This is a genomic window from Natrinema thermotolerans, from assembly GCF_031165565.1.
Taxonomy (GTDB): domain Archaea; phylum Halobacteriota; class Halobacteria; order Halobacteriales; family Natrialbaceae; genus Natrinema; species Natrinema thermotolerans.
This window is the reverse complement of record NZ_CP101873.1, coordinates 3,653,603-3,670,640: the sequence shown is the minus strand read 5'-3', so window position 1 is coordinate 3,670,640 and position 17,038 is coordinate 3,653,603. Positions and strand designations below refer to the sequence as shown.

At 65.7% G+C, this 17,038-nt stretch carries 22 protein-coding genes, 2 tRNA genes and 1 pseudogene; 5 read left to right on the top strand and 20 right to left on the bottom strand.

Translation table 11 applies throughout. The annotated features are described in order from the left end of the window. The first annotated feature begins 1 nt into the window (after position 1). From NP511_RS18870 to NP511_RS18860, 3 genes are read left to right on the top strand one after another with little or no spacing between them, the layout of a single operon-like run. Positions 2-703 carry a phosphonate ABC transporter ATP-binding protein gene (locus NP511_RS18870; RefSeq protein WP_049966669.1) on the top strand — a complete coding sequence of 234 codons (702 nt, stop codon included), beginning with the start codon at positions 2-4 and terminating at the stop codon, positions 701-703. Then, on the top strand, positions 696-1,652 hold the full coding sequence (gene phnE / locus NP511_RS18865; RefSeq protein ID WP_049966668.1) for a phosphonate ABC transporter, permease protein PhnE: 957 nt from the start codon (positions 696-698) through the stop codon (positions 1,650-1,652). The genes NP511_RS18870 and phnE overlap by 8 nt, the downstream gene beginning before the upstream one ends. A gap of 58 nt (positions 1,653-1,710) precedes the next feature. Then, on the top strand, positions 1,711-2,655 hold the full coding sequence (locus tag NP511_RS18860) for a thiamine-phosphate synthase family protein (RefSeq protein ID WP_049966923.1): 945 nt from the start codon (positions 1,711-1,713) through the stop codon (positions 2,653-2,655). Here the strand turns inward: NP511_RS18860 and NP511_RS18855 are convergent. The 15 genes from NP511_RS18855 to moaA form a co-directional block, all read right to left on the bottom strand. Next, on the bottom strand, positions 2,652-3,068 hold the full coding sequence (locus tag NP511_RS18855) for a hypothetical protein (protein WP_049966667.1): 417 nt from the start codon (positions 3,066-3,068) through the stop codon (positions 2,652-2,654). The two genes, NP511_RS18860 and NP511_RS18855, sit on opposite strands and share 4 nt — an antisense overlap. Before the next feature lie 162 nt (positions 3,069-3,230). Next, entirely contained in the window at positions 3,231-4,034 is an 804-nt protein-coding gene (gene rpsB / locus NP511_RS18850) for a 30S ribosomal protein S2 (RefSeq protein WP_049966666.1), read from the bottom strand. Then, entirely contained in the window at positions 4,031-5,236 is a 1,206-nt protein-coding gene (gene eno, locus NP511_RS18845) for a phosphopyruvate hydratase (RefSeq protein ID WP_049966665.1), read from the bottom strand. Before eno ends, rpsB begins: the two co-directional genes overlap by 4 nt. Beyond that, on the bottom strand, positions 5,233-5,415 hold the full coding sequence (locus tag NP511_RS18840; protein ID WP_006182151.1) for a DNA-directed RNA polymerase subunit K: 183 nt from the start codon (positions 5,413-5,415) through the stop codon (positions 5,233-5,235). The genes eno and NP511_RS18840 overlap by 4 nt, the downstream gene beginning before the upstream one ends. 3 nt (positions 5,416-5,418) lie before the next feature. Next, positions 5,419-5,613, bottom strand: coding sequence for a DNA-directed RNA polymerase subunit N (locus NP511_RS18835; RefSeq protein WP_006182150.1), 195 nt, complete (start codon positions 5,611-5,613; stop codon positions 5,419-5,421). Between the two features lie 12 nt (positions 5,614-5,625). Next, positions 5,626-6,024: a 30S ribosomal protein S9 gene (locus tag NP511_RS18830; RefSeq protein WP_006650701.1), complete on the bottom strand. Its 399-nt coding sequence runs from the start codon at positions 6,022-6,024 to the stop codon at positions 5,626-5,628. Then, positions 6,018-6,467, bottom strand: a complete 450-nt coding sequence (locus tag NP511_RS18825; RefSeq protein ID WP_006650700.1) for a 50S ribosomal protein L13 — start codon at positions 6,465-6,467, stop codon at positions 6,018-6,020. Before NP511_RS18825 ends, NP511_RS18830 begins: the two co-directional genes overlap by 7 nt. Further along, positions 6,464-6,817 (bottom strand): 50S ribosomal protein L18e, encoded by a 354-nt coding sequence (locus NP511_RS18820; RefSeq protein ID WP_006182147.1) that lies wholly within the window; start codon positions 6,815-6,817, stop codon positions 6,464-6,466. The genes NP511_RS18825 and NP511_RS18820 overlap by 4 nt, the downstream gene beginning before the upstream one ends. Positions 6,818-6,945: 128 nt before the next feature. Beyond that, positions 6,946-7,030 (bottom strand) — tRNA-Leu (locus tag NP511_RS18815). A 129-nt stretch (positions 7,031-7,159) separates the two neighbouring features. After that, positions 7,160-7,909: a DNA-directed RNA polymerase subunit D gene (locus NP511_RS18810; protein ID WP_006182146.1), complete on the bottom strand. Its 750-nt coding sequence runs from the start codon at positions 7,907-7,909 to the stop codon at positions 7,160-7,162. A gap of 3 nt (positions 7,910-7,912) precedes the next feature. Further along, the gene (locus NP511_RS18805) at positions 7,913-8,302 is read right to left on the bottom strand and encodes a 30S ribosomal protein S11 (RefSeq protein ID WP_006182145.1); all 390 of its coding nucleotides are present in this window, start codon (positions 8,300-8,302) and stop codon (positions 7,913-7,915) included. A 3-nt stretch (positions 8,303-8,305) separates the two neighbouring features. Further along, positions 8,306-8,827 carry a 30S ribosomal protein S4 gene (locus NP511_RS18800; protein ID WP_049966664.1) on the bottom strand — a complete coding sequence of 174 codons (522 nt, stop codon included), beginning with the start codon at positions 8,825-8,827 and terminating at the stop codon, positions 8,306-8,308. Then, a complete protein-coding gene (locus NP511_RS18795) occupies positions 8,827-9,351 on the bottom strand; it encodes a 30S ribosomal protein S13 (RefSeq protein WP_006650698.1) in 525 nt (174 codons plus the stop codon). Before NP511_RS18795 ends, NP511_RS18800 begins: the two co-directional genes overlap by 1 nt. Positions 9,352-9,423: 72 nt before the next feature. Next, positions 9,424-9,506, bottom strand: a tRNA-Ser gene (locus NP511_RS18790). Positions 9,507-10,504: 998 nt separating this feature from the next. After that, positions 10,505-11,521 carry a GTP 3',8-cyclase MoaA gene (gene moaA, locus NP511_RS18785; RefSeq protein ID WP_049966663.1) on the bottom strand — a complete coding sequence of 339 codons (1,017 nt, stop codon included), beginning with the start codon at positions 11,519-11,521 and terminating at the stop codon, positions 10,505-10,507. Between the two features lie 220 nt (positions 11,522-11,741). On the opposite strand from moaA, the gene NP511_RS18780 reads away from it, so the two are divergent. Continuing rightward, positions 11,742-11,951: a hypothetical protein gene (locus NP511_RS18780; protein WP_006650696.1), complete on the top strand. Its 210-nt coding sequence runs from the start codon at positions 11,742-11,744 to the stop codon at positions 11,949-11,951. A 16-nt stretch (positions 11,952-11,967) separates the two neighbouring features. On the opposite strand, the gene NP511_RS18775 is transcribed toward NP511_RS18780, so the two are convergent. The 4 genes and pseudogenes from NP511_RS18775 to NP511_RS18765 form a co-directional block, all read right to left on the bottom strand. After that, positions 11,968-12,231, bottom strand: a complete 264-nt coding sequence (locus tag NP511_RS18775; RefSeq protein ID WP_233274368.1) for an AbrB/MazE/SpoVT family DNA-binding domain-containing protein — start codon at positions 12,229-12,231, stop codon at positions 11,968-11,970. A gap of 64 nt (positions 12,232-12,295) precedes the next feature. Then, complete coding sequence (locus NP511_RS22990) at positions 12,296-14,836, bottom strand: RtcB family protein (RefSeq protein ID WP_425608233.1); 2,541 nt, start codon at positions 14,834-14,836, stop codon at positions 12,296-12,298. Between the two features lie 48 nt (positions 14,837-14,884). Beyond that, positions 14,885-15,193: pseudogene (locus tag NP511_RS22900) on the bottom strand (RtcB family protein); the annotation flags it as partial. Between the two features lie 194 nt (positions 15,194-15,387). Beyond that, positions 15,388-15,831: an archease gene (locus tag NP511_RS18765; RefSeq protein WP_049966661.1), complete on the bottom strand. Its 444-nt coding sequence runs from the start codon at positions 15,829-15,831 to the stop codon at positions 15,388-15,390. A gap of 159 nt (positions 15,832-15,990) precedes the next feature. On the opposite strand from NP511_RS18765, the gene NP511_RS18760 reads away from it, so the two are divergent. Then, positions 15,991-16,467: a GNAT family N-acetyltransferase gene (locus NP511_RS18760; protein ID WP_049966660.1), complete on the top strand. Its 477-nt coding sequence runs from the start codon at positions 15,991-15,993 to the stop codon at positions 16,465-16,467. A 27-nt stretch (positions 16,468-16,494) separates the two neighbouring features. Here NP511_RS18760 and NP511_RS18755 read toward each other — a convergent pair whose 3' ends face one another. Beyond that, positions 16,495-17,037: an ArsR/SmtB family transcription factor gene (locus tag NP511_RS18755; RefSeq protein WP_049966659.1), complete on the bottom strand. Its 543-nt coding sequence runs from the start codon at positions 17,035-17,037 to the stop codon at positions 16,495-16,497. Position 17,038: the final 1 nt, after the last annotated feature.

Here is a 17,038-nt window from a genome sequence, read left to right as displayed (position 1 = left end):
GATGCTCACCGTAACCGCCCTCGAGAAACGCTACGGGGACGAGGTCGCGGTCGACGGCGTCGACGTGGCCCTCGCCCCGGGCGAACTGACGGTCCTGATCGGCCGCTCGGGAGCCGGCAAGACGACGCTGCTCCGCTGTCTGGACGGACTCACGGAACCCGACTCGGGCACCGTCCGTCTCGGGGGCGAGCGGGCGGTCCCGACCGACGTCGCGCTCGTCTTTCAGGCGGGGGCGCTGATCGATCGCAAGTCCGCGCTCGAGAACGTCCTCGACGGCGGGCTGGGTCGGGAACCCGCGTGGCGGGAACTGGTCGGCTGGCACGCCCCGTCCGCGAAGCGGGCGGCGATCGAACGGCTCCACGCCGTCGGACTGGACGGCTACGCGGCCCGGCGTGTCGGGGATCTCTCGGGCGGCCAACGCCAGCGCGTCGGCATCGCCCGCGCGCTCCAGCAAGAGCCCGCGGTGTTGCTCGCCGACGAACCGGTCGCCGCCCTCGACCCCGCGACGGGCCGCTCGGTCCTCGAGCGCCTCGCGGCCGTCGTCCGCCGGCGGGAGCTCGTCGGCGTCGTCAGCCTCCACCAACCCCGGCTGGCCGACGGCGTCGCCGATCGGTATCTCGGTCTCGCCGACGGCCGCCTCGTCCTCGACGCCGCGGCCGCCGATGTCGACGACGCCCGAATCGAGGCGGTGTACGATGACTGACCGCGGACCCGCCGATCGGGGTGACGCGGTCGAACCCGCTACGGCAGCCGAACGCACGGCGCGAACGGAACCGACCGAGGAAAGCGCTGGAAACGCCCCGTCATCGAATTCGGTCGCCGCCGAGTTCGATCGCGTCCAGCGGCAGTGGCGTCGCCGAACGGCGGGCCGCGCCGCGCTGCTCGTCGCCCTCGTCGCGGGCGTCGTCGCGATCGCGCAGTGGCTCGGGTTCGACCTCGCCTACCTCTACGCCCACCGGGAGAACCTTGTCTCGATCCTGCTCGAGGAGATGCTGGCTCCGGACCGGCTCGCGGCGCAGCTGCGCGCCGACGGCCCCTCGCTGGCCGCGGCAGCCCTCGAGACGCTCGCGATCGCGGCCGTCGGGACAGCGATCGGCCTGCCGCCGGCGCTGTGTGTGGGCGTACTCGCGGCGAGCAACGTCGCCCCGCGGGTCGTCTACGGGCCGGCCCGACTCCTCCTCGGTGGCCTCCGTGCGGTGCCGAGTATGGTGTACGCGCTGCTGTTCGTCGTCCTCGCGGGGCTGGGTCCCGTCGCGGGGACCCTCGCGATCGCGATGGGGACGGTCGGCGACCTCGGCCGGCTGTTCGCCGACGAGATGGAGGAGATCGACCCCGGTCCCGTCGACGCCCTTCGCTCGACGGGCGCAGGTATCGTCGCGACGACGGCCGCTGCCCGGCTCCCGCAGGTGACGACGGCGTACGTGGCCTGGACGCTGTTTTACCTCGAGCTCAACGCGCGGAAGAGCTCGGTGCTCGGGATCGTCGGGGCAGGCGGGATCGGCTACCCGTTGATCATGGCGTTCCGGGCCCGGAACTATACGCGAGTGATGGCGGCGATCGTGGTCGTTCTCGCCCTCATCGTCGGCGTCGAGACCGTCGCGAACGCGCTCCGGAGCGTCCTCGATGCGGACCGGCGGGCGGCCGAACGGTGAGCCGGTCGCCCCGGTGCGGGTAGTCGGACTTATGTCGATCCGCCGGCTCGTCGCTCGTATGTCGCTGGTCTTGCCGAGCGAACTCGTCGTCGACCGGTTCCTGCCGACGGTCCGGGCGATGCTGGCCGCCCGACTCGCGGATCGCGGGCTCACCCAGCGGGAGATCGCCGCCGAACTCGGCGTCACGCAGGCCGCAGTCAGCACGTACGTCGCCGGCGAGGGCGGCGGCGACAGCCGCTTTCGCGACGATCCCGAGACGGTTGCGACCGTCGACCGGATCGCGGACGGCCTCGCCGACGGTGAGATGGACGGCTACGACGCCCTGTCCGAACTGCTCTCGCTCGTCCGCAGCCTCGAGGACCGCGGGCCGATCTGTGAACTCCACGAGGAGGAGATGCCCGCGTTACGGGGACTGGGCTGTGACCTCTGTGTCCGGGGCCTCGATCCCGATGTCCGCGCCGAGCGGGATGTCCTCGCGAACGTCCGGACGGCGGCACGGACACTCGCTTCGGTCCCCGGGATGGTTGATGCCGTCCCGAACGTCGGGACCAACGTCGGGATGTCGCTTCCCGACCCGACCGACGAGACCGATGTCGCCGCCATCCCCGGCCGGATCTACGCCATGGGCGGCCGGATAGAGATCCCCGCGAACCCCGAGTTCGGCGCGTCGAAACACGTCGCGACGGCCGTCCTCGCCGCCAACGACACCGACCCCGATATCCGGGCGGCGATCAACGTCGCTACCCACGACGGCCTGCTCGCTGCGGCCCGATCGCGGGGGATCGATCCCCTCGAGTTCGATGCCGACTACGAGGACCGCGGCGAGCATCTCGGCGACCGGTTCGCGGACCGCGGTGCCGTCCCCGCCGTCGCCTACCACCGGGGCGCGTTCGGAATCGAACCGGTGACCTACGTCTTCGGGGCAACGGCCGTCGAGGCTGCCGAACTGGTCGGGGAGTTACTCGCGGCCCGGTCCACGTCGGCGGCCGACGGTTCCGCCTAGCCGCTGAGTTCGCTCCCCCGATCCCCACCCCGCCGTTCGCGTTCGAGCGTTCGACAGCCCAGGGCCAACCGGTCCGGTAACGCCCCCGCGTTCGCGTACAGGCTCTGTAGGACGAGTCCGGCGTCCTCGAAATTACAGCCGCGGTAGGCACGCAACGGCTCCCGTTCCCATTCGACGATCCGTTCCCGCTCCAGCAGCGGGAGGTGGTGATGTCGCAACCGAAGCCGTACCCGCTCGAGGTCCGTGTCGATGCTCGGGTTCGTCGCGACTTCCGGTAACGGGACCGACTCGCCGGCCGGGGCGTCCAACAGCGCGTCGACGATCTGCCGTCGCGGCTCCGCGGCGAGTATCTCGAAGATGCGATCCCATCGGTCGACGGCGTCGGCCGCCTCGCCGGACACTGGCTCGGACATGGTCGCGGGCACGGCGACGTGACCACTAAACCTTGTGGCGAGTTTCCACGCCACTATTTATACGTCGGCTGCCCCAGTCGTCGGCCGGTACGCGACCAACGCCGGCGCGGCCGCTGATCGAGGCGAGCGGTGGGAAAACGAACAGTGTCGAAACCGACCGAATCAGACGCCGCTTTCGAAGTCCTCGAGCGAGTAGGACGGCTCGGCACCGCGTCGATCGAGAACCTCGTTGGCGAGCAGCCAGTAGACGACCGAGAGGGCCTTGCGACCCTTGTTGTTCGTCGGGACGACCAGGTCGACGTTGCTGACCTGGTTGTTCGAGTCACACATCGCGATGACCGGGATGCCGACCGTGATGGCCTCCTTGACGGCCTGGGCGTCGCCGATCGGGTCGGTGACGACCAGCACGTCCGGCTCGATGTAGCCGTCGTACTTGGGGTTGGTCAGTGTGCCCGGGATGAAGCGGCCGGTACGGGCGCGAGCGCCGACGGCCTCGGCGAACTTCTCCGCCGGGAAGCGACCGTACTGGCGACTCGAGGTGACCAGGATCTGTTCGGGGTCGTAGTTCGCGAGGAAGTCCGCGGCCGTACGGATGCGGCCGTCGGTCTTCGAGACGTCCAGCACGTAGAGACCGTCGGTCCGGACGCGGTGGATGAACCGGTCCATGTCCTCGGTCTTTTGCTGGGTCCCGATGTGGACCCCCGCGCCGAGGTAGTCCTCGACGGGGATCAGCAGGTCCGCCTCCTCGTCGGACATGACGTCGTCGTCGAGGGTCGGTCCGGCGTCTTCCTCGGCGTCGTCGGCGTTGTCGGCGTCGGCCGCGGGCGTTCCCTCGGCGTCGGCGGGCTGTTCGTCTACTGGCTCGACGTCCTCCTCGGCGGCGGGGCCAGCCCCTTCGGCTGGCTCCTCGTCGATGTCCTCCTCGGCGGCGTCGAGCCCTTCTTGGGTTGCGTCGTTTTCTGTCATGTCGCGTCGTCTGCGATTCGAATGAGCTCGTTGAGCTTGGCAGTTCGCTCGCCGCCGACCGCGCCCGTCTTGATGTAGGGAGCGTCGGTCGCGACGGCGAGGTGTGCGATCGTCGCGTCTTCGGTCTCGCCCGACCGGTGGGAGACGACCGAGTCGTAGCCGTTCCGTCTCGCGAGTTCGATCGCGTCGACGGCGTCGGACAGCGTCCCGATCTGGTTCGGCTTGATCAGGATGCTGTTTGCCGCGCCGCGATCGATGCCCTCGACGAGCCGATCGGTGTTGGTGACGAACAGGTCGTCGCCACAGATCAGCGTCTGGTCACCGACCTCGTCGGTGAGATCGGCGAAGGCGTCGTAGTCGTCCTCATCGAGCGGATCCTCGACGTAGACGAGGTCGTACTCCTCGACCAGATCAGCGATGTACTCGATCTGTTCCTCGGTGTCGCGGCTCCGGTCGCTGTACTCGTAGGTGCCCGAATCGGCGTCGTACAGCTCCGCGCCGGCGACGTCGAGCCCGAAGCCGACGTTGAAGCCGACCTCGTCCTGGACCCGGGAGACCGCCTCGGCGACGATCTCGAACGCCTCGCCGTCGTCGATCGACGGTGCCCACGCGCCCTCGTCGCCTTTCCCGCAGGGAACGTCGCGTTCCTCGAGCAGATCGGCGACGGCGGCGTGAACGGCCGCGTTGGCGAAGACGGCGTCGGCGACGCTCGGCGCGCCGACGGGCGCGGCGAGGAACTCCTGGATGTCTGTCGCGTCGGCAGCGTGTTCGCCGCCGCCGACGACGTTCCCGAGCGGGATCGGGAAGTTGTCGCCGCGGAACGTCCCACCTAGATGTTGGAACAGCGGGGCACCGAGGACGTCGGCACCGGCCTTGGCTGCGGCCATCGAGATCGCGACCGCGCTGTTGGCACCGATCTCCGAGAAGTCGTCGGTCCCGTCGGCGGCATGGAGCGCGGCGTCGACGTCGCGCTGGTTGCCCGCGTAGACCTCGCCGACCAGTCGGGGAACGGCGTGTTCCCGTGCCGCGGCGATCGCTTCGCCGGGCGGCCGTTCGACGGCCTCGTACTCGCCGGTACTGGCACCGCTGGGTGCCGCGGCGCGGCCGAAGCCGCCGCTTTCGGTCAGAACGTCGGCCTCGACCGTCGGGTTGCCCCGCGAGTCGAGGATGCGACGCAGCCGAACGTCGGTGATCAGCGTCATTTCCGGTCGTACCCCCGCTTGACGGTAAAGGGCAACACGCCGGCGTCGTACTCCTCGGCGGCGATGAGGATCGGTTGGGTCTGCTCCGTCTCGATCAACACCGGCGCTCCGTAGGAGACCTGCAGCGCTCGCGCGCCGAGAATGCGTGCCTTCTCGTAGCGGTTGTGTTGTTGTTGCATGGGTTACTGGTACGGGGAGACGACGTCGACGAGATCCTCGTGACTGACGAGCATGCGCCGACAGCAGTAGCGGTCGACACCGAGTTCGTCGAGGACCTTTTCGGGGTCCTCGTCGCCCTCGTTGGCCCGCTCGTCGAACTCCTCCCAGTGTTCGCCGACGACGTTACCACAGGTGAAACACCGGACCGGTACCATCATGATTGGATCACCTCAGCGGTAGGACTTCTGGTAGCGCGCCCGAGCGCCCGGGCCGCCCCACTTTTTCGGTTCGGACTGGCGAACGTCGTTGACCAGCAGCGAGCGGTCGAACTCCATGAACGCGTCGCGGAGTTCGGCGTCGTTGGTGTGCTGGACGATCCCGCGTGCGATGGCGGTGCGGACGGCGTCTGCCTGTCCGCTGATGCCGCCGCCCTCGACGTCGACGTCGATGTCCATCTCGCCGCGGAGGTCCTCGCCGACGATGCGGAACGGCTCGAGCATCTTGAGCCGGGACGTCTCCGGTTCGACCAGCTCGACCGGCTGGGAATTGATTCGAACGCGACCCTCGCCTTCGCGCACCGTGGCGCGGGCGACGGCCGTCTTTTTCTTGCCACTCGTGTTGGTTACCATGTGACGTTAGCACCTAACTGTTCGGACACTTCGTGCAGGTGGACGAAGCGGATGTTCGACAGACGGTCCAGCGACGTACCCTCGAGAACCGTCGACTCGTGGTCGTCGTCGTGTTCGTAGGGGTTGCCGACGTAGACACGGACGCTGTCGAGTGCTTCGCGACCACGGGGCTTCTTGTACGGCAACATCCCGCGAACGGACCGCTTGAAGATCGTGTCCGGCCGGCGGGGGTAGTAGGGCCCGCTGTCCGAGCCCATCTGGAGTCGCGTACGGTACGTCTCGAAGATGTCTTCCTTGTCGCCGGTGATGACGGCGTCCTCGGCGTTGATGATCGCGACGCTCTCGCCGTCCAGCGCGCGCTGGGCGACCTCGCTGGCGACGCGACCGAGGATGCAGTCACGGGCATCGACGACGGTATCGGCGTCGAACTCTGCGAGACTCATCGAATCACCCGGACGTCGGAGCCTTCGGGGTTTGCTTCGAGCGCTTGCTCGAGCGGTACGGATTCACCGACCTGGTCGATCTTCGTCTCGGCGGACGAGGAGAAATCGACTGCAGCGACGGTGACGTTCTTTTGTAGTGCGCCCGATCCCAGCACCTTGCCGGGAACGACGACAGTCTCTTCTTCGCGTGCGTATCGCTCGATGCGGCCCAGGTTTACCTCAGCGTGGGTGCGCCGGGGCTTTTCGAGTCGATCCGCGACGTCTCGCCAGACGTCGGCGTCCCGCTCTCGGGACGTCGACTTCAGCTCGGCGATGAGATCGTTGAGCCTCGGATTGGTTTTGCTACTCATTGTATCCTCCAAATACGGTCGTCTCGGCGAGGCGAGGAAGCGTCTCGCCGATGGTGGAATCGGTTCGCTGCCGGCCGACAACGCGCCGATCGTCGCTGATCGGTGTCGGTCGGCGGTGAAGAAGTGGATGCAGGGAGCAGGATTTGAACCTGCGGACTCCTACGAGACAGCGCCCTGAACGCTGCGCCGTTGGCCTGACTTGGCTATCCCTGCTCGCACTTCCGTGTATCCGCCGCCCCTTCAAACCCCTTTCGATTCCAGTAGGCGAGCGATCGCCGGCCTCGTGGCTGACGGCACCGGCGAGCGGCTCGACCAGTTCGGGTCGGGGGCGTCGGTTCATATCTATAGCTGTACTGCGTCTTCGAGTTCGGTCGCGCGTGCCTCGAGCGTGTCCGCTGCTCGAGTCACGAGCTCTTCGATGCTGAAGGAGCCGTCCGTCTCCACGTGGAAGACGAACGCTTCGGGCACGTCCTCGACGCGGACTTCCTTGCCCGGGTATCGGTTCGAGAGATCGTGATCGAACTCGCTTGTCGGCACGAGTTCGCCGTCGTCCTCGATGACGCCGCGAATGATCCGGCGCTCTTCGTCCTCGAACTCCGGTAGGTCACCCTCGACCTCCACGCGCTGGAGGTGTCGGTAGCCGACCGCGACCCCGCCCTGGTGTTTGGCGTGGTCTTTCCCGCGGTCGATGACGGCGTCGGCCTCGGCCTCGAGGCGCTGGCCGTCCTTGAGATCGATGATCGGGACGTTCTCGTCGGCGGGTTGGACGAGGTCGTCCTCGGAGACGAGGTCGCCGGAGTAGGCGGTGTCCGGCCCTTCGACGTCGATCGAGAGCGTGACGGTGTCGTCCTCGGCGAACTCGCCGACCGGCGGCGTCGTCAGCGGGACGAGCCCCATTCGCAGGGCGAGTTGCTCGTCGAACATGACCGACGAGTTCTCGACGAACCGGACGGTATCGATCGCCATCGTCGGCACGTCGGCGATCATCGCTCGGCGGATGCCGTTTGCGAACCCGGGTGTCACGCCGCGAACGAGGAATCGCGCTTCACGATCCTCGCGTTCGACGAACTCGACGTCGTACTCAGCAGTCATGATCTAGTAGCCGCCCTTGCCTTTCGGAGCGCGCGATCCGTCGTGTGGGATCGGCGTGACGTCCTCGATGCGCCCGATCTCGATGCCCGAGCGGGCCAGCGCGCGGATCGTCGCCTGCGCGCCGGGACCGGGGGACTTCTGGAGGTTGCCACCGGGGCCACGGACTCGCACGTGGAGTCCGGTGATGCCCGCGGCCTTGACCTCCTCGGCGACGGACTCGGCCATCTGCATGGCCGCGTACGGCGACGCCTCGTCGCGGTTCTGCTTGACCGCCGTCCCACCGGAGGACTTGGCGATCGTCTCCGCGCCCGTGAGGTCGGTCACGGTCATGACGGTGTTGTTGAACGATGCATGCACGTGGGCGATACCCCACTTTTCGTCGTCCTGACTCATGGTTTACTGGCCCTCCGCGCGTTCGGGGTGGAGTTCGTCCGCGAGCGGGCTGTTCTCCTCGAAGGCCACCAGCTCCTCCTCGTCGACGTCGACGACGTAGGAGGGGACGCGGTGACGCTGCCCGTCGACCACGATGTGGCCGTGGGTGATGTACTGGCGTGCCTGCTGGGTCGTGTTCGCCAGCCCCTTGCGGTAGACGACCGTCTGGAGACGGCGCTCGAGGATGTCCTCGATCTCGAGCGACAGGATGTCGCCGAGTTCGTCGGCCTCGTCGAGGATGCCGACGCGTTTGAGCCGACCGAGGAACTCCTCGGAGCGCCGTTGGACGACCTCGTCGCCCTGGGCCTGGCCGAGCAGTTCCCGGGCCTCGCGCCGGTAGGAGCGAAGCTCGGATTGGGCGCGCCAGAGTTCTTCCTTGTTCTTGAGGCCGTAGCGGTCGAGCAGCGAGTGTTCGCTGGCGATGCGTTCACCCTGGTAGGGGTGGTTCGGCGTCTCGTATTGTTTGGTGTCAGTGCCGAGTGGCATTATTCGCCCTCATCCTCTTCTTCGGCAGCCTCTTCGGCCTGTTCCTCGCGGATCTCCTCGACGTTGACTCCGATGGTGCCCTCCGTTCGGCCGGTGGACTTGGTCCGCTGACCGCGGACCTTCTGGCCGCGCTTGTGGCGCGTGCCCTTGTAGGAGTCGATCATCTTCATCCGGTTGATGTCGTGCTGACGCGTCAGCTGGAGGTCGTTGCCGATCTCGTGGGTCGTCTCGCCGGAGTAGAAGTCGTCCTGACGGTTGTTGAGCCAGTCGGGGACTTCCTCGGCGTAGTTCTCTACGAGTTCGACGACCTCGTCGATCACGTCTTCGTCGAGCCGACCGAACGTGTCCGTTCGGTCGACGCCCGCTTCCTCGGCGATGAGCCGGGCGGTCCGGTGACCGATCCCGTTCATCTCCGTGAGCGAGCGCTCGACGGACTTCGTCCCATCGAGGTCGGTTTGCCCGATGCGGACGAAGTAGCGGAGATCTTCGTCGTCTTCTTGCTCTTGAGGTTCTTCCGCGCTCATGTTGTCGTGTATGTGTGTCTAGTCTGCGTGCGTTGCAAATCGACTGGCGGGAAAACGCCAGCTGAGTTCCGACGTTGTGGCGGGGATTCGAACCCCGGAGGCTTGACGCCACATGGTTAGCAACCATGCGCCTTGGGCCGCTTGGCTACCACAACACCGTCGGTCTATCGTCGCCCTCTCGGACTCGGGGATCGCTCCCCTACACGTATCGCACCCGGACCTACCCCTGTCTGCTACTTAAGGGCAACGAAAGGCGGCCGGTTCGTATGCGATGCGCTCGCACGGAACCGACCGAGCAGCGGATGGAGAACCGACCACAGTAGGACCAGTCGTCGTAAATACGACGCTCTGTTTGCCGGACTATCGGGAGGGGGCGACACATGTCCTTCGGTCCGTCGACTGGACTAATCACCCGCTACGCGGTGGCGCGCGCTGATGGTCGACCGAGCGCTAGCGAGGGCGACCGTCGATACTGCGCGAGGGATGAGTGAGTGACCAACGGGAACGAACGAATCGGCTGGGGAGGGCGTGGCTACTCCCTGTTGCCACAATAGCAGAACACCTCCTCGAGTACTCCGTCAAACCGCGTACCGAGCAGTGGTGTCCGCGAGTCCCGTCTTCCGCCTCGAAACCCGTTTATAGGCTGAACAGGCGCAATACCACGGCCTTCAGGCCGTGGATACGCGCCGTCACTCTGGGAAACGTCCCACCGTTCAAACGCCCGCCGTGAGTTTCCCACAGTGACGTTTAAGTGACAGACCGCCCTACTGAAGAGCAGGAATCGGTCGGAACGGAGCGGATTCCGAACCGTCCTTCGGAGGCGGCCTGTCCGCCCACGTAACGAGGCAGTGTCCGGAAAGGGCAGTCGGTGAACGCACATTCCAGAAGAGTGTGTCCGTGCCGACTGCTCAAAGCGAGCATCACGATACCCCCGACTCTGCTGACGCCTGCCGGCGTCCCCGTGGCAAAAACAACACCGGGACGCCGTACACGGTTGAGGATAGGGGTAACAGCGGTTTGGCACCGCCAGCAGTCCACCAGTCCGACGTTGTGGGACTACCCGCGCCCGAAAGGACTGGTAGTCCGGTGACTGGACTGCAGACCTGAAACTCCCACCGCTCGGGATTCCTCCGCGTTCACGCGGAGGAGGATGTCAAGCGCCGGCGTACTCCTCGATGTACTTCTCGTTGATCTCCCACTCCCCGTCGTCGTTTTGCACCATGTACTCCCCGTAGTAGGGTACTCGGTTGGCGACGACCTCGCGGAAGGCGTCCCGGATTTCGGGTTTGGTCATCTCGCCCATCGTCTTGAGGTCGTCGTTGCGGTTGAGACACCCCTTCAGGTAGCCCTCGTGGGTCACCCGAACGCGGTGGCAGTTCGCACAGAAGGTGGGGTTCTCGACGGGGTCGACGATCTCGATCATCCCTCGACCTTCGGCGTTCGACCCGCTATCGTTCGCATCGCTCGAGCCGTCGCTGACCCAGTAGCGCCTGCGGTCGTGCATCTCCCGGTGTTCGATCTCGTCGGCCTGCTCGGCCAGCCAGTCGTGGACCCGCTCGATGTCGATGTTCCACTCGGGCTTGCCAGTCAGCTCCGGCATGTACTCGATCAACTGGAGTTGGAGGCCGTCGTTTTCCGCGACGTGGTCGACCATTTCCGGGACGTAGCCCGCGGTGTGTTCGAAGACGACCATGTTGAGTTTGACCGGGTCCAGCCCTGCCTCGAGCGCGGCCTCGACCCCCTCGAGGACCTTCTCGTACGCGCCGCTTTTGGTCACCGCGGCGAAGTCCTCGGGATCGAGGGCGTCCTGCGAGACGTTGACCCGCTCTAACCCGGCGTCGACGAGGTCCTCGGCCCGCCCCGGAAGGAAGGTGCCGTTCGTCGTCAGCGAGACCTCCATTTGATCCGGCGTGCGCCTGATGATCTCCTCCAAGTCCTGCCGCAACATCGGTTCTCCCCCGGTGAACTTGACCGCGTCGACGTCGAACTCGGCGGCGACCTCGAGAAAGCGGACGACGTCGTCGGTCGACATCTCGTCGTCCTGTGGGTCCATCGGCCCGCGAGTGTCCCCCAGCCCTTCGTTGTGACAGTAGACACAGTCGAAATTACACCGGTCGGTGAGGGAGACGCGTACCCCGGTTACCTCCCGCCCGAACTCGTCGGTGAGCATGCCAACGAGTTGCAGCCGGATCCGCTTAAACGCGCCGGGAATTTCGACCCGACGTAACCGGTTTCGGTTCGCAAACCCTGTCAGCCCGCTACGAGGATCGGCGACGCCGACCGGTCGCCGCTCGCTGCAACGCCAGTGTCGAGAGACGAACATTTCGCGACCCGCGACTCACGCGCCGACCGGCGGAAGGTCTACGCCGCTCGCGCTCGAACGGCGGCCCATGGACGAGGACATGCTCGAGGACCAGCGACGGCTGGTCGAACTCATCGAGGACGAAGGCTGGGACGTGACCGATCTCGAGATCTCGGCCTACGACAGCCCGTGGGCCGACGAGGACGACCCCGAGGCGACGGTGACGATCACCGCGCGAAAGCCATACGACAGCGAAGGCGACGGCGAGGACGAGGACAATCCGTACCGACTGAAGTGAACGCAAGCGGCGACGGTCAGTCCGTTTCTTCGAGTTCGGTTCGTCCCGCTTCCTCGAGGGTCGCGTCCAACGCGCTCTCTTTGAGTTCGTCGGCCGTTTTTTCGCTCCGTCGCGCTTCGTCGCGAAGGGCCTCGAGCGGCTCGTCCGGGACCGGAACAAGTACGAGTCGATCCCCGCGATCGATCAGTTCGAACTCGTCCCCGAATTTTCCCGGATCGATTCGGGAAGACGGATACAGCCGTCGTCCGTACTGACCCGCATACCTGCGTTTACGTGGCAAAATCGCATTATTCTTCCGATGGGCAGCACGGAACGAGTCTATAAAAGCAGCAGACAGTTCCCAATCAGCCCTTGATGTTACAGACGGGGAACGTCCGCGCGACTTTGTCGCCGATCCCGAGCGCGTCCGAGACCCGGACGACCTCGTCGACGTCCTTGTAGACGCCCGGGGCCTCCTCCGCGACGGTCGCGCCGGACTGGGCCTTGACGTAGATCTGATTCTGCTCCTCGAGGTCCTGCTGAACGTCGCCGCCCCAGAACTCGTTTTTGGCCTGGGTACGGCTCATCAGCCGGCCCGCACCGTGGGCGGTCGAGCCGAAGGTGAGATCCATCGAGTTCTCGCCGCCGCGGAGGACGTAGCTGCCCGCGCCCATGCTGCCTGGGATGATCACCGGCTGGCCGACGTCACGGTAGGCAGATGGGACCTCGGGATGACCGGCGGGGAACGCCCGCGTCGCGCCCTTGCGGTGGACGTAGAGTTCGCGTTCCTCGCCGTCCTCGCCGACCGTGTGGGTCTCTTTCTTCGCGATGTTGTGAGCCACGTCGTACAGCAGATGCATGTCCATCTCTTCCCAGGAGCGATCGAACACGCGCTCGAAGACCTGCCGCGTGCGGTGCATGATCAGCTGGCGGTTGACCCACGCGAAGTTGATCGCGGCGTTCATCGCCGCGTAGTAGTCCTCGGCCAACTGCGAGCCGGCGGGCGCGGCCGCCAGCTCCGTGTCCGGCAGCTGGTTCAGCAGCCCCTCGTGTTGCTGCTCGATCTTCCGCAGGTAGTCGTTACAGGTCTGGTGGCCCAACCCGCGCGACCCGCAGTGGATGAGGACGACGATCTGGTCCTCGGAGAGGCCGTAGGCCTCGCCCACCTCGCCGTCGAAGACGTCCGTGACGCGCTGGACCTCGAGGAAGTGGTTGCCCGAGCCCAGCGAGCCGATCTGGTTCTTGCCGCGGTCTTTGGCCTTCTGGCTCACCTTATCCGGGTCCGCACCCTCGCGCATGCCCTCGTCCTCGCAGTGCAGGAGGTCTTCCTCGACGGCGTGGCCGTTCTCGAGCGCCCAGTCGACGCCGCGGGCCAGGATCTCCTCGACGGTGTCGACGCCGGCCTCGACGATGCCGCCGCCGCCCAGGCCCGACGGGACGTTCGCGAAGAGGGAGTCGACGAGTTCCTCCTCGCGGCCCTGTACTTCGTCGTAGGTGAGGTTCGTCCGCATCATCCGGACGCCGCAGTTGGAGACGACAAACCCGTTAGCGACGAAATTGTGCGCATCGTGAGCGACGCCGATATCGTACACCGTTTGCGCTTCGTCAACCGTCTCAATGGATCTGATCCGGGTGGAAACGGTGTAATCCTCGCCGACTTCCGTCGTTTCACAGTAATCCTCGAATCCGGGAAACTCCGCCGGCGGTCGCGGTCGTCCGCTTCGTCCACCCCAGATACTCCGCTCGATGAACCGCTCGTTGATATCGAATTGCGATTTGATGTCGCTCGCTGGCGTTCCCCCATCGGCCATCGCTTTCGCTTCGCGAGCGATCGTCGCTCGACGATCGATCACCGCCTCTTTCGTCTTGAGATACTGTATTGCTTTGGCTGCCTTTTTCCTCTTTTCGTGGTTATAACGGTAGCCGACGGTCGAGAAGAACTCGATCAGGTTCTCGGAGTCGTTTTTGATTCCGAGTCGAAGTCTGATCGTCTCTCGATCCGAACTCGAGTCCGTCTCGAACCGTTCGATCTCGTTCGTCTCGATACCGAGATCGTCGAGGAAGGAAGCCAGTTCTACCATGAATTCCTCACCGGCATCGGCGACGTCAGCGACGCGCGTCTGTGACACCTTCGGACAGTACAGGTTCTTGTCGTGCTGGGCCGCAGGGGCGTTCATCTCGGCGCCGAAATACGCCGAGACGTACAGTGCTTTCTGCCAGCCCGTCAGTCGATCGAAGTACCACGGCGTCGTGAAATCGGATTCGATCTTCCGTCCGTCGGGTGCCCCCAGCGCGAGGAGTACGCGCTGGAAGGCCTTCGAGGTCGATCGGACGCTGAACTCCGTCGTCTCGAACGTTTTCCCGTCGATCTCGTGCGATCGGTCCCGCTCGTAGATTTTCGAGGGCGTGAACCCGATCGCTTTGATATCGTTTTGAATGGATTCGAGATCCGCGGGTTCTCCATAAAACCACGTCTGTCCGCCGCTTCCGATCGCACCGTCGCCGGTATGGAACCCGACGAGTTTGAGAAACCGATTGAACGCGTCGTCGGTCGACTTCAATGGGAGGAGATCGCGCTCCTCGAGCGCGCGGACGAGTTGCGAGTTCTCGTCGGCGAAGTCTTCCTCGCTGAGGACGGTGAAATCCTCGGGTTTCTCGTCGGGAACGCCGCGGAACGGTTGGAGATGGATCTCGTCGCCTTCGGAGAGTTCCTCGAGAGGCTGCATCCCCTCGGGCGTCCGGAACGGGTGGTCCGCAGTCGCGGTAATACGGTCGCCGGTCTCGGTCTCTACTTCGTACACGGCCGCGTTCTCGCGTTCGGTGAACAGCTGAATCGGTGACGGCGTAAGGTCATCATCGGCGACCATCGCGTTCTCCGCTTCGAAGCGGTCCTCAAGGGTTTCGATCGGGGTGCGACGGCCGTATTCGAGGAGTACTTCCGAATCGCCTGTAAGGCAATTGATGTCGTAGCCGACCGCTCCCGGCGAAATACAGCCGGTTTCGGCATCGAGCGCACCCACCCCACCGACGGGGAAGCCATAGCCCTGGTGTCCGTCAGGCATACAGATCGCGTGGTCGGTGATCCCCGGCAGGTGAGTCGTGTTTTTGATCTGCGCTAAGGTCTTGTCGTCCTCGATCTGCTCGAGCAGGGCCTCGCTGGCCAACACTCGCGCCGGGACGCGCATGTCGCCCTCCTGTGGGATCTCCCAGACGTACTCGCGGATCCGCTCTAACGTGATGCCGTCGGCGTCGTAGGTAGTCATACCCGAGCATCCGACCCCGGCGATGAAAGATGTTCGTCTTGCCAGCGACCTCGAGAGTCCGTCTCACCGTCCGATCACGGCGGTTCGCGGACGGAATCGATCGGCCACTGGTCAGACGGATTGCTGTAACGGTTTCCCGGCGCAACCGCCGCCCGGGTCGCGGTTGCGCCGGTAATGACTCACAGGAAACCGTATCAGACGTCGAAGACGACGTAGGCCTCCCAGCCGTCCGCGACGGACTCGAGGCGCATCTCCGAGTAGGTCACGGCCTTCACCTCGCGGGCGTCGACCGCGGCCAGCGGGACGCCGCGGGCGCTGGCCTCGAGGGACCACGCGGTCGCGTCGGCGTCGTCATCGCTCCCGTCCGCAGGCGCATCGATGCTCTCGACCCGGTTGTCGACGGGCAACTCGGCGCGGACGTCCCGCAGGTAGATCAGTTCGCCGAGATAGTCGAACAACAGCGCCTCGCGTCGCTCGGCGGTCACGGTCAGGGAGAACCGCTCGCCGGTCTCGGGCGGGATGTCGTCGGAGGATGCGGCCGCGAGGCCGTCGGCCGTCGCTTCGAAGACCGCCTCGAGGGAGTCGCCGGTCGCAGCGACCGCGACGTCGGCCGTGTGATCGCGCAGTTCGAACCCCATGTGGCGGTCCTTCGCGGACGGGGGTGGTATGACCGTCGGTTCGGCCTCGAGGACGGCGCCACCAACGGCGTGTCGAGGAGGTACCACACCCCGTCGTCCGACGTTCCCGAGACCGTACTGCCGGTGGAATTATAGTGGACAGGCTGGTAGACTGTGATAGTGAGCGTCAACATCGATAGTCGCGTCGTCGCGCCGGGGAGCGACGATTTCGTCGACGACGCCTGGGAACTCAAAGAGGAGATCCGTCGCGAGGAGGGCGTACTCAAACAGCGCTACGACTTCTTTACCGACGCGTACCGACGGTCGAAGGTCCACTGCTACGTCCGGAACGACGAGTTGATCGGGTTCGCGGCGGTGCGACGCGACGGCTATATTCTCTTTCTCGCGGTCGCACCCCGTTATCGCAGCGAGGGGATCGGGAAGCGACTCGTTGCCCGCGTGGCCGACGACCACGATACCATCACGTGTCATGCCCGGACGAGCAACGAGAACGCCCTCCAGTTCTACGAGCATCTGGGCTTCGAGATCAAGCGCCGGATCGACGACTACTACGAGGACGGCGGCGATGCCTACTATCTGAAACTGGGTGCGGACGTCGGGATCACGGACAAGATCTCGGATCTGATTCGGCGGTAACGACCGGTTCTGCGGCTCGTCGACGCGCTATCCGTCAGCCGCCGGCCCATCCCTGACGGTTCCCGCGACGAACGCCCGGCGGAGGACCGTCGACAGCAGGTAGGTCTCGTACTTCTGTGTGCGGCAGTGTTCGCAGGGGGCCATCTCCCCGACGATTCGATCGATCTCCTCGCCGTACTCCTCGCGTAACTCCGCCACGAGGGCGGCGACCTCGGGGGTGATCTCGTCGGCCATCGCCGCGACCGCCGCGTCGGCGTCGTCGGGCAGCGCGTACGAGAGGACGATCGTATTCGCGCGGTAGTACTTCGTCGTCGCGCCGCCCTCCTCCTCGAGGCGGGCGACCTCGACGAGGCCGGCGTCGCGGAGTTCGTTGACGTGGTGGCGTACCGTGTTCGGCGTCCGGTCGTATCCCCGCTCGCCCAGCGCCGCGTGGATCTCCGCGACGGAGCGTGCCCGTTCCGCCAGCATGTCGAGGATCATCGCGCGCAGCGGTTCGTCGACGGCGCTCGAGACGTTCGTGTCCCGGACCGCGATGTCCTCGATCGTCACGTCCGACGTGAATTCGGCCATT